At 36.3% G+C, this 13,339-nt stretch carries 8 protein-coding genes; all 8 read left to right on the top strand.

Annotated features, from left to right (window positions below; translation table 11 throughout):
- Positions 1 to 35: 35 nt before the first annotated feature.
- The 8 genes from NQ546_RS02410 (at position 36) to NQ546_RS02375 (ending at position 13,318) form a co-directional block, all read left to right on the top strand.
- Positions 36 to 1,823 (top strand): L-fucose isomerase, encoded by a 1,788-nt coding sequence (locus NQ546_RS02410; RefSeq protein ID WP_004291685.1) that lies wholly within the window; start codon positions 36 to 38, stop codon positions 1,821 to 1,823.
- A gap of 96 nt (positions 1,824 to 1,919) precedes the next feature.
- Complete coding sequence (locus tag NQ546_RS02405; RefSeq protein WP_004291684.1) at positions 1,920 to 3,056, top strand: DUF6786 family protein; 1,137 nt, start codon at positions 1,920 to 1,922, stop codon at positions 3,054 to 3,056.
- Between the two features lie 152 nt (positions 3,057 to 3,208).
- The gene (locus NQ546_RS02400) at positions 3,209 to 5,164 is read left to right on the top strand and encodes an FG-GAP repeat domain-containing protein (protein ID WP_004291683.1); all 1,956 of its coding nucleotides are present in this window, start codon (positions 3,209 to 3,211) and stop codon (positions 5,162 to 5,164) included.
- 4 nt (positions 5,165 to 5,168) lie between these two features.
- Positions 5,169 to 6,101: a dihydrodipicolinate synthase family protein gene (locus tag NQ546_RS02395; RefSeq protein ID WP_004291682.1), complete on the top strand. Its 933-nt coding sequence runs from the start codon at positions 5,169 to 5,171 to the stop codon at positions 6,099 to 6,101.
- A gap of 11 nt (positions 6,102 to 6,112) precedes the next feature.
- Entirely contained in the window at positions 6,113 to 7,585 is a 1,473-nt protein-coding gene (locus NQ546_RS02390) for a sodium:solute symporter family protein (RefSeq protein ID WP_004291681.1), read from the top strand.
- Positions 7,582 to 8,187 (top strand): YhcH/YjgK/YiaL family protein, encoded by a 606-nt coding sequence (locus tag NQ546_RS02385; protein WP_004291680.1) that lies wholly within the window; start codon positions 7,582 to 7,584, stop codon positions 8,185 to 8,187. The genes NQ546_RS02390 and NQ546_RS02385 overlap by 4 nt, the downstream gene beginning before the upstream one ends.
- 207 nt (positions 8,188 to 8,394) lie before the next feature.
- Positions 8,395 to 11,520: a SusC/RagA family TonB-linked outer membrane protein gene (locus NQ546_RS02380; protein ID WP_004291679.1), complete on the top strand. Its 3,126-nt coding sequence runs from the start codon at positions 8,395 to 8,397 to the stop codon at positions 11,518 to 11,520.
- A gap of 13 nt (positions 11,521 to 11,533) precedes the next feature.
- Entirely contained in the window at positions 11,534 to 13,318 is a 1,785-nt protein-coding gene (locus tag NQ546_RS02375; protein ID WP_004291678.1) for a RagB/SusD family nutrient uptake outer membrane protein, read from the top strand.
- The last annotated feature ends 21 nt before the right edge of the window (positions 13,319 to 13,339 follow it).

Here is a 13,339-nt window from a genome sequence, read left to right as displayed (position 1 = left end):
ATAAATGTGTTGATCTCAATAAAATTAATTGAACCATGAGAAATTCAAGATTAATCGGTGGAAAGCCGAAAATTGGTATTCGACCTATCATTGATGGTCGTCGTGGAGGTATTCGTGAATCATTGGAAGATATGACCATGACTATGGCTCATAAAGTGTCCGAACTTTATTCTTCTGTTTTGTGTCATAGCGATGGTACTCCTGTGGAATGTGTGATTGCAGATACAACTATTGGCGGAGTGGCTGAAGCCGCTATGGCAGCTGAAAAATTCCGTAACAGTGGAGTGGGTGTGGTACTCTCCGTAACTCCTTGCTGGTGTTACGGATTTGAGACCATTGATATGGATGGAGAAATGCCGAAAGCCATTTGGGGATTTAACGGTACGGAACGCCCGGGTGCAGTTTATTTAGCTTCAGCGTTGGCAAGTCATACACAGAAGGGATTACCCACTTTTGGTATTTATGGACGTGATGTACAGGAAGTTACTAATATGGAAATACCTGAAGACGTGAAGGAAAAATTATTACGTTTTGCTCGCGCAGGCATAGCTGTAGCTACGATGAGAGGTAAGTCTTATCTTTCAATCGGTAGTGTATCCATGGGTATCGCCGGATCCATTCCAAATCCCGATTTCTTTCAGGAATATTTGGGTATGCGCAATGAGTATGTTGATGCCAGTGAGATTGAGCGTCGTGTTCAGTTGGGTATTTATGATCATGAAGAGTTTGCTCGTGCCATGGTGTGGGTGGAAAAATATTGTAAGAGCAATGAAGGGGTGGATTTTAATCCAGAACATTTGGTGTATTCTCGTGAAGAGAAAGATGCACGTTGGGAATATGTGGTGAAAATGACTCTCATTTTCCGTGATATGATGATTGGTAATCCCAAACTGGCAGAGATGGGATTTAAGGAAGAAGCAATGGGACACAATGCAATTGCTGCTGGTTTCCAGGGACAACGCCAATGGACAGACTATAAGCCTGACGGCGATTTTTCAGAAGCTATTCTAAACACTTCTTTCGACTGGAACGGTATTCGTGAGGCTTTTACTTTTGCTACGGAAAACGATACGCTAAACTGTACTTCCATGTTGTTCAATCATCTCTTGACGAATACGGCGCAGATATTTGCAGATGTACGTACTTATTGGAGTCCGAATGCAGTGGAACGTGTAACGGGAAAGAGACTGGAAGGCAAGGCTGCGAATGGTTTTATTCATCTTATTAATTCCGGTTCTTGTACGCTTGACGGAACAGGTTGGCAGACATGTGACGGCAAGCCGGTAATGAAGCCTTTCTGGGAAATTACGGAAGAAGAAATGGAAGCTTGTCTTGCAGTAACCAAATGGCATCCAGCCAGTCGTGAATATATGCGTGGCGGAGGTTATTCTTCTCAGTTTGTAACTCGTGGTGAGATGCCTGTAACAATGTGTCGTTTGAACCTTGTAAAAGGTCAAGGACCGGTTTTGCAGATTGCTGAAGGTTGGACCGTCAATTTGGATGATGATGTGTTCAAAATTATCAATGAGCGTACCGACCGTACGTGGCCTTCTACTTTCTTTGCACCTCGTTTGACAGGTAAAGGATATTTCCGTGATGTATATACCGTTATGAACAACTGGGGAGCTAATCATGGTGCTATTAGTTATGGTCATATAGGTGCTGATCTGATTACTCTGGCTTCTATGCTTCGTATTCCGGTATGTATGCACAACGTTCCTGAAGAAAATATTTTCCGTCCGAGTGCATGGTCTGCTTTTGGCGAAGATATGGAAGGCAGTGATTATAGAGCTTGTAAAAATTATGGTCCATTGTATAAATAGAGAAAAAACATGCGGAAAAATCTAATATAGTTGAGAATCTCTCTATTGCAAGGTATAGGTCGTCCTTATATCTTGCAATAGATAAAAAAGAATAAAATGGGAAGTTATGCTGATGATGCCCTGTTTATGAGCAGGAATAATATTGAATATGTTGAGTTGATTTCTGATGATGGAAAATCCAAAGTTATGGTGATTCCAGCCTGGCAAGGGCGAGTTATGACTACATCTGCTGCTGGGGATGAAGGAGATAGTTATGGTTGGATTAATTATTCTTTTATCAAAAAGAGACAAATAGACTTGCAATTTAATCCTGTGGGAGGTGAAGAGCGTTTTTGGCTCGGTCCGGAAGGTGGGGTATTTTCTTTATATTTCAGGCAAGGGGAAAAACAAATTTATAAAAATTGGAAAGTTCCCCCGGTTTTGGACATAGAGGCTTTCAAAATTCAATCACAAAGTAAAAATTGTATATGTCTAACTAAGGAAGGATGCTTAACAAATGCTTGTGGTACCACTTTTTATTTAAATATTAAACGAACTATTTCTTTATTGGATATTAATGAATTTGCAGCAAGTTTTAATCTTGAATTTCCTAAAGATATAAAAGCGGTAGCTTATAAGAGTGATAACCAGATTACCAATATTGGAAATGAATCATGGAATAAAGAAACAGGGTTGATATCAGTTTGGATGCTTAGTATGTTTAATCCTACATCTGCTACTACTGTATTTATTCCTTACAAGCAATCTAGAAAGGGAAAAATTGTAAATGATGAATATTTTGGTAAAATTCCTACTGATAGACTAATTGTAAAAAATGGCATTATTTACTTTAAAATAGATGGGTGTTTTCGTTCTAAATTAGGAGTACCTGCTTCACGTGCAACTAATTTATGTGGAAGTTATGATTCTTCCAAAGGTGTACTTACTATTTTGTGGTGTGATATTTTTGAAGACTCTTTGAACTACATGAATGGACAGTGGGGAATTCAAAATGATCCTTACTACGGTGATGTAATCAATGCTTATAATGACGGGCCGGTTGAAGATGGTTCTGTGATGGGACCTTTTTATGAAATTGAAACTTCCTCTCCAGGTGCAGAATTGGCACCCAATGAGTCATTAACCCATACACAGAAAATAATTCATATACAGGGAAACGATAAACAATTGGATTATATAATAAAAAAACTATTTAAAACAGACATATACTCAATCAAGACTAAATTTCAATAGGAAAATGATATGAATGAAACCTTAATTATCAATTGAAAGTTGAAATTGTGAAGATTGAAAGAAGCATGTGATATTATACTTAAGGAGCTCAGTTTTAACATCGATAGTTGCAAAATTGAGGTTTGTAGTTTTTATTACTAAAATTATATAATATGAAAAAGATTATTATTTTGTTTTTAACGGCCATGATATGTATTTCGATTCATGGACAAGCTAATGATAAATACAGATTGAAATATAATAACCCTGATCTAATAGTAGATTTAGGAGTGGGATTATGGGGAATGCCGATTCCGATTGATTATGATGGAGATGGACTGATGGATTTATTGATGACATGTCCATCAACACCCCATAAAGGGATCTTTTATTTCCATAATATTGGCAATAAACAAACACCACTTTTTGACAAAGGAGTAAAATTGGTAAACACAACTTATAGAGATTTAAGTGTTTCTTATGTGAATGGAAATTTGCATGTAATACATAAAGGGGTCGAATATTTGGATTTTAAGAATTCTTTGTTTGCACGACCTCAAAAAATAGAGGTTACAGAAAATCCTTTGAAAGACATTGTAAAAGAGCGCGGGAATACATGGGCTTATGTTGATTATGACAATGATGGTGATCTTGATATTATTGTAGGATTAGGTGATTGGGGTGATTATGGTTGGGATAATGCCTATGATAAAAACGGTAATTGGAAAAATGGCCCCCTTCATGGATATGTGTATCTATTGGAGAACAAAAATGGAGAATATATTAATCGGGGAAAAATAAAGGCGGGAAAGAAGGCGATTGATGTTTATGGTGCGCCAACCCCTAACATGTATGATTTTGATGGAGATGGTGATTTAGATTTGATATGTGGTGAATTTATTGATAAACTAACTTGGTTTGAAAATATTGGGACACGTGAGGTTCCTCGGTTTGCTGAAGGGCGTTATTTAGAAAATAAGGATGGAATTATTAAATTTCATATTGAAATGATATTGCCTGTCGCTGTGGACTTTGATAAAGATGGAAATATTGATTTAATGGTAGGGGATGAAGATGGTAGAGTGGCATATTTAAGAAATACGGGGATTGTTATTGATAATATGCCACAATTTGATTCTCCGGTTTATCTCCAGCAAAAAGCGGATTGTGTAAAATATGGTGCATTGTCTACTCCGTTTAGTGTTGACTGGGATAACGATGGGCTTGATGATATTATCAGTGGAAATTCAGCAGGAAATATTTGTTTTATTAAAAATTTAGGAGGAGGTAATGATCCTATATGGGCAGCTCCCGTCAATTTTAAAGTGAATGGTGAAGTTATCCGTATTCTTGCGGGTAAAAACGGTTCTATTCAAGGTCCATGTGAAGAAAAATGGGGTTATACAACTGTTTCTGTTGCCGATTGGGATGGAGATGGGAAAAAGGATATTATAGCTAACTCTATTTTCGGAGAAATAGTTTGGTATAAAAATACTGGAGATGTTGAAAATTTGGAAGGACCTTATCTAGTAAAGGTGGACTGGCAAGGAAAAGATGCACCTAAACCTTTGTGGAATTGGTGGAATCCAGGTAAAACAGATTTAGTAACTCAATGGCGTACTACTCCCTTTGCCATAGATTGGAATCAAGATGGGTTTACAGACCTTATATTGATGGATCATGAAGGATACCTCTGTTTTTATGAGAGATTTAAAATGAACGATGAATTATGGTTAAAACCAGGGAAGAGGATTTTTGCAACGGAGGGGGTTATTGTTGGCCCTACAAAAAAACATGATCCAATTGTCAATGAGCCTGGTCCTCTTCGTTTGAATGATAAAGAAGCCGGTGCTTCTGGCAGACGTAAACTTTGTTTGGTAGATTGGAATAACGATGGACGTTTGGACCTGATTGTAAATACTTTGAATGCTGCATTTCTTGAAAATGTACGTCAATCAGGTGATACTATATATTTCAAAAATCAGGGAGATCTTTCCAGACTTTCTTTGGCAGGACATACAACAAGTCCTACTCCTGTTGATTGGGATAAGGATGGTATATATGATTTACTGGTAGGTGCAGAAGATGGATTTTTCTATATTATAAAAAACAAAACAATTAAAAAATAATAGTATGAACAGATTACTTAAATCTCCTTTGTCGGGTATAATCCCGCCATTAGTAACCCCATTATTAGATGATGACACGTTAGATGTTAGAGGCTTGGAGTGTTTAATAGAGCGTCTTATTGATGGAGGTGTAAATGCTCTTTTTATTCTTGGAACAACAGGTGAGGCACAATGCCTAAGTTACAAGTTGCGAGCAGAAATGATTCGTGAGACTTGTCGTATTACAGCAGATCGTTTGCCGGTACTGGTTTGTATATCAGATACATCTATTGTGGAGAGTGTTAGACTTGCACAGGTAGCTGCTAACTATGGTGCTGAAGCTGTAGTTTCTGCACCACCGTATTATTTTGCTTCTGCTCAACCAGAATTAGTGGAATTTTATGATAAGCTCATTAAAGATTTACCACTGCCTCTTTTTTTGTATAATATGCCTACGCATACCAAAGTAAATTTCGCTCCACAAACAATTTATCGTATAGCAGAAAATCCCAAGGTTATAGGGTTTAAAGATAGTTCTGCCAATTTAGTTTATTTTCAGTCGGTAATGCATATAATGAAAGATCATCCAAACTTCTCTATGTTAGTTGGCCCTGAAGAGGTTACCGGAGAAGTTGTTCTGATGGGAGGAAATGGCGGAATTAATGGAGGTGCCAACATGTTTCCTAAGTTATATGTTGCTCTTTACAATGCTGCAAAGGAACATAATTTTGAGGAACTATATCGTCTACAGAAAATTGTGATGCAAATAAGCACTACTGTATACACCATAGGAAAATATGGCTCCAGTTATTTGAAAAGCCTAAAATGCGCTTTATCTCTTTTGGGAGTCTGTAGTGATTTTGTGGCAGCTCCATTTAACCATTTTGAAAAAGAAGAACGTGATCAAGTAAGAATTGCATTAGAAAATTTGAACATGGATCTTGATTTAAAATCATAAGTGCTGATATTATGTCTATTATAGATACAATAGTCTTTTTAATATTTACAGGTGGGGTAGTTTTGCTTGGATGTTCTTTTTTTAGTAAAAAACGAACTTCAGATGAATTTACTTCAGCTGGTCGTAGCCTTCCTGGTTGGGTAGTAGGTATGTCTATTTTTGCAACTTATGTAAGTAGTATAAGTTATTTGGCATATCCGGGAAAAGCGTATATGGCCGATTGGAATGCATTTGTATTTAGCCTTTCTATTCCTATTGCTTCTTATTTTGCAGCACGATATTTTGTTCCTTTTTATCGTAATTTAGGTAGTGTTTCTGCATATAGTTTTCTTGAGAAGAGGTTTGGCACCTGGGCTAGGTTCTATGCATCCATTTGTTACTTGCTGACTCAGATAGCACGTATGGGGTCCATACTTTATCTTTTGGCATTACCGATGAATGCTTTATTGGGGTGGGACATTAAAGCTATTATAATAGTTACAAGTGTAGCCATTATCTTCTATTCAATGTTGGGCGGATTAAAAGCAGTGATATGGACTGAAGCTATTCAGGGTTTTATATTGATTGGTGGAGCTCTAATATGTATGTTTGTATTGATGTTTAACATGCCCGAAGGACCTAAGCAAATGTTTGATATGGCAGTCGCTGATAATAAATTCAGTTTAGGGAGTTTTGGAACCAGTCTATCTGATTCCACTTTTTGGGTATGCTTGGTTTATGGAATCTTTATTAACCTTCAGAATTATGGTATTGATCAAAACTATGTACAGCGCTATTTAACGGCTAAAGATGAGAAACAGGCTAAATTCTCAGCATTATTTGGAGGATATTTATTTATTCCAGTATCAATGATCTTCTTTATGATAGGTACGGCGTTGTATACTTATTACAAAGCATATCCAGATTTATTACCGATGGGTGTTACCGGAGATTCCGTTTTTCCATATTTTATCGTTCAGGAACTTCCTGTCGGGCTTACCGGTTTACTGATTGCATCTATATTTGCTGCTGGCATGAGTACGGTTGCAACTAGTATTACTAGCTCAGCAACAATTATACTTACAGACTATTATAAAAGATTTATTTGTAAACAACCAACTGAAAAACAATCGGTTTGCGTGCTTTATGGCTCAAATATAGTTGTCGGTATCATTGGCATATTAGTGGCATTAGCTTTTTTGAATGTAGAAAGTGCTTTAGATGCTTGGTGGGCTTTATCCTCCATATTTAGTGGAGGAATGTTAGGTTTATTCCTATTAGGATATGTGACAAGGAAGGCTCGTAATGTAGATGCAGTATTGGGAGTAATATGCGGTGTAATAGTTGTTGTTTGGATGAGTTTATCACCAATACTGTTTACTGATGGTTTTTGGAGTGAATACAAAAGCCCGTTTCATGCTAATCTAACAATTGTTTTCGGTACAATGGTTATATTTTTAATAGGCTTTGTCAGTACAAACTTATTTAAACGCAGGAAATCATGAAAATATGTGTGAAAATAATGGCCGTTATCTTAATGATCTTCTTGATTTCTTGTAATGTAAATCATACAAAATCATCACAAAAACAATCTGATATTATGGTAGCTTCAAATAATTGGGATTTAATCTTACATAACTTTAAAGTTGAACCAGATTCTTCAATAAACATAGACTGTTTCAGAAAGCATTATGAATTATATCCGGAGCGTTGGAAAGTGGTGTTTGATTATTTAAATAGTTTGAAGACAGATTCGTTGTTATTGGGAACTATTAACTTGAGTAGCGATGTATATGTAACAATAAGTGAATATCAAACGAAAAAAGAAGAAGAGGTTTTGTTTGAGTCCCATCGTGAATATATTGATCTGCAATATGTAATAGAAGGTAGCGAATATATAGGTCTCAGTCATAATGCAACAGAGAATATTGTCTTATATAATGAAGAAAAAGATATTGCATTTTATAAAGCTGATATAGAGAAATATCTTTGGGCTGATTCAACAAGATTCTTTCTGTTCTTTCCAGAGGACTTACATCAGCCTTGCATGAATACAGGGCAAAGTAAAAAAGTTAAAAAAGTAGTAATAAAAATCAGAGCCAATTGAAGTAATTCATTTAACATTTAATCAACCATGAAAACAAAGTACTCCAAAACAGGAATTCATTTGATGGTTTATGACTTAAATTAATAAATTTTCCATAGTCATAACCCGAAATCTATATGTATTTTATACATGAGTTAAATAATGAAAATTAACAGATTATCCGTTCCAGGAGAATCAGATGTTTTTAACTAAATTATATTTAATATTATGAAAGGAAACAAAGAATCGATATGCAGATTCGGCATGGTTAAATACAGAGCCAGTGCTTTACTATTGTGCCTATTATGGATATGCATTGATTTATTAGCACAAACATCTCCCGATAAAGTGACAGTGGAAGGTGTAGTCTATGACCAAAGTGGATTTCCGCTGATTGGTGTAAATATTGTAGAAAAAGAAAATTCTTCAAGTGGAATCATTACTGACATTGACGGGCACTTTAGTATGAGTGTATCCCGAAATGCTACTTTAGTATTTTCTTATGTAGGTTTTGAGAAAAAAGAATTGCAATTAGCAGGTTTAAAGTCATTTACTAATTTGAAAATCGAGTTGGAGGATGATACTCAAAAATTGACGGAAGTTGTTGTTGTGGGGTATGGTGTGCAGAAAAAGGCGTCGATAGTTGGTGCTATTACTCAGGCTAAAGGCGATGATCTATTGAAGGTAGGAGGAACTACCAATGTATCTAGTGCTCTTACAGGTATGCTTCCTGGAGTTACAGCAATACAGTCAAGTGGAGAGCCAGGTAGTGACCAAGCGCAAATAGTCATTCGAGGAAAGTCTACTTGGGGAAGCACAGAACCTCTAGTCTTAGTTGATGGTATTGAACGTAGTTTTAATGATATTGATCCTAACGAAATCGAGAGTTTATCAGTCTTAAAGGATGCATCTGCTACTGCTGTATATGGAGTAAAAGGGGCTAATGGGGTAATTTTGGTGACAACTAAACGAGGTAAAGAAGGTAAAATTAAAATTAATTTCTCTTCAAACTTTGGATTGAAAGAACCTATAAATAATTATGAAGTATTGGATAGACTGACTGCAATGGATTTAGCAAGTGAGGCTCATGCCAACGAAGGACGTTGGGATAAAATCTATAGTGAAACCTATAAAGATAATTGGAGAAACAATACTGATCCTTATTTTTATCCAGAACTTAATTGGAAAGATTTACTTTACAAGAAGGTCGCTTTTTCACAACAGTATAATTTGAATATGTCAGGTGGAACCTCTTTTGTTAAATATTTTGCTTCCATTGGGTATACTAAAGATGGAGATGTTTTTAAAACAGAAAAACAACCTGAGTACGATCCAACCTTCAAATATGAGCGATATAATTATCGTACCAATCTTGATATGGATGTAACCAAGTATACTAAAATATCTGTAAACCTTGCTGGAGATATAGCGACTCGTAACCGCCCTTTATCATATATGGGGAGAGACCCATTTGGTTCCTCATCTGCTACCAATAATTCAGACCTTTTTTCTTACATGTATTTGATGCCTAATTATGTTTATCCATTAAGATATGAAAATGGTATTTTAGGTACAACTTCAATTGGACGTTGGTGGAATCCTATTTATTCACTGAATTATCAGGGTAGCGCCACTCAAAAAACAAGTCGGTTATTTAGTGATGTAACTTTAAAGCAAAATTTAGATTTTATTACTAAAGGTTTGTCGGTACAAGCAAAAGTTTCGTATAACACTACATTTGCCTATAATAGGTTGATACAAAAGGATGTGGCTTGTATGTATTGGGAACCGGGTTCTGACCCTATATGGTTTCCTAATGATGAATGGGTGGAGAAACCTGCTGTATATGGTGGTGAGACATTAGATCACTCAGTCAAAGATTTATATTATGAAGCTTCGATTAATTATGCTCGTAAATTTGGTGGTCATGATCTGTCCGTTTTAGGTGTTTTTAACCGTCGTAATTATGAGACGAAGCGTGCAGGAAACTCATTAGTTGATTTTCCTAGCTATGAAGAAAGCTGGGTGGGACGTGTTACTTATAATTATAACAATCGTTATTTTGCAGAATTCAATGGGGCATATACTGGTTCTGAGAAATTTGCTCCTGGTAAGCGTTTCGGCTTTTTTCCGTCTATGGCAATAGGGTGGATGATTACTGAAGAACCTTTTATCAAAAAAATGGATTTCTTGAGTTTTTTAACAAAAGCAAAAGTGAGATATTCATATGGTGAAGTTGGTAGTGACCATGGTGCGTCGCGCTTTACATACCTTACTCAATATTCTTCTGGTAGTAATGCCACATTCGGTGATGATAAAGCATATAATGATTATGTATTATATTTTGAGAGTGGAGCCGCGAATGAAAATGCAACATGGGAAACAGCGCGTAAACAAAATTTGGGTATTGAACTGTCGTTCTTCAATAAACTCAATCTAGTTGTAGATTTTTTCTCTGAAAAACGTGATGGTATATTGATGAAAAGGGAAAATACGGTGCCTATATGGTTTGGTCAAACTGCTCCGTATGCAAATCTAGGTAAGACCAAAAATCATGGTTATGAGATAGAGGCGGAATGGCGTGATAATATCAGTGATTTTCAATATTATCTTAAGGCAGGTTTCTCATTTCAAGAGAACAGAGTGGTATTTCGTGATGACCCTATAAATCGTTTGGAGTATCAGAAAAGTGCTGGTAAGCCAATCGGCTATCTGTCCAGATTGGATCAGATTGATATTAACCGTTCATGGGATGATGTATATAATACGCCAGCCTCTATTTGGCAAAATGATATCAGACAACCGGGAGATTTCATTTATAACGATTATAACGGTGATGGTGTAATTGATGATAATGACAAAGTTCCTATGAAATTAACTTCAGATCCGGCCTATACTTATTCGTTTACACTTGGATTTAATTATAAGAACTTTGGTTTTAGAGCTTTATTTTATGGAGTAGCTGGAGTCGAAAAACGGACCTCATTTTTGTGGGAATTCCCTTATGATTATGATATGGCATGGCCTGAAAGTTTGGAACGTTGGCACTGGAATAATGTGGATGCCAATCGGCCGCGTCTTAGTATGAAGAATACAGCACATATCCGTCAGTCTTCAACATATGGTTTAATGGATGCTTCTTATTTTAGATTAAAAACATTAGAATTGTCTTATGATATAAAAGCTGAAGTTTTACGCCGTTTTGTAGGCATAAATAATATGCAGGTTTATGTCAATGGCAATAACCTGTTCACGATCACTTCATTTGATAACCGAATTGATCCGGAATCGGGTGGATCGGGCAGTTATCCTTTAACACGCAGATATAATATGGGATTCCGATTAACTTTCTAAATACTAATATATTATGAAAAATAAAAGTATATATCTAATTTTATCAGTCTTCATGCTACTTAGTTCATGTGAAGATTATTTGGATAAATCACCGGATATGGGAATTACAGATAAGGAAGTATTCCAGAATTATTTATCCTATAGAGGGGTTTTGGATAAAGTATATGTATTGACCTGTGATCCTTTTCTTTCCACCCATGGTGGAGGGCGTTTTGCCTTTGGGGATGAGGGCTTGTGTACTGCAAAAGGAACTTGTCATAGAGATTTAAATGATGGCAATTTTATGCTCACTAAAGATAACCTGGAATTAGGTTGGTACACAAGTGAAGCTATGAATTCAGTGGCTACTAATAAAATGCCGATAATTGCTATGGCTATGCGGAATTTACGTACTGTTAATTTATGTATTAGTCATATAGACGATTTGCAGGACGCTACTCCAGAACAGCGCGATCAGCTGTTAGGGCAGGCTTATTTTTTTAGAGCTTGGAATTATTTTGAAATAATTCGTCGTTGGGGAGGTATGTTCAAGTTTGATAAAGTATTCTTGTCGGATGATGATATGGATTTTCCACGCTTATCTTATCATGAATCAACAGATTGGCTTGTTTCTGATCTTGAACTTGCATATCAGTTGTTACCAGAGAAATGGGGAGCTTCAGAAAAGGGTCGTGTTACAAAAGCAGCTGCATTGGCTCTTAAAAGTATGGCACTTCTTTATTCAGCTAGCCCTTCGATGTGTCCTGAACTTAACTATAATTATGATCTTGAAATCTGTAAAAAGGCAGCTATGGCCGCATGGGAAGCTATTGATTATATCAACCAAACAGGTTGCAATAGATTAATGCCAGGTAAGACAGTGGAAGAATATTCTAAGATATTTTATAATAAAGATATCATGGCTAGTGATGAGGCCATTTTTTATCAGACTAAAAGAAATGGGATACGTGCTAAGAGTGAGTGGAATGCCAATTTTATACCTAACTCTATGTGCGCTTCTAATGTACATTGTGCATCTCCTACACAGAATATGGTAGATATGTTTGAAATGGCTGATGGACGTGCTATCAAAGATGCAGGTGCTGATTATGATGATCAAAATCCCTATGTGAATCGTGATCCTCGTTTCTATTATGATATTCTGTATAATGGAGTGAAATGGGGAAATAACAAAGGTGTTCCTCATTATTTCGAATTATGGGAATATAACACATATGATAATTCAAAATCTGCAGATATGATGGCTTTGTTCTCGCAGACATACAATCCGCGTTGTCCATATCTTATTCGGAAGTGGTGGCCTGAAACAGCCAATAAGTGGGAAAATGATTATAACTATTATATGCCTGCAATTTATATCAGGGTAGCACAACTTTATCTTGATTTTGCCGAAGCGGCTAATGAAGCGTATGGACCTGAAACGAAGGTGCCAGGTACGGATATGTCTGCCGTAGATGCTATTAACATCATCCGTAATAGAGTAGGAGCGGTTCCGGTTAGAAATGAATACAAAGCTAATAAAGAAATCTTCAGAGAACGGATTCGTAATGAAAGAGCTGTTGAGCTATGTTTTGAAGACCATCGCTGGTATGATATCCGCCGTTGGAGAATTGCTAAGGATGCAGTAAAAGTTATTTATAAGGCGGTGATTACTCGTACTGGCAAAGATCAGTTCCGGTTTGAATATATGGAACATCCTGATTATAAGCGTGTATTCGAAGATAAACATTATTGGTATCCGATACCTAAAAGCCAAATGGAAATGCTCAATAATGTAGAGCAAAATCCAGGTTGGTAGAAAAAGATCTATAAATTTTAA

Source organism: Bacteroides eggerthii, assembly GCF_025146565.1.
GTDB classification, from domain to species: domain Bacteria; phylum Bacteroidota; class Bacteroidia; order Bacteroidales; family Bacteroidaceae; genus Bacteroides; species Bacteroides eggerthii.
This window is presented reverse-complemented; position numbering and strand designations above follow the sequence as displayed.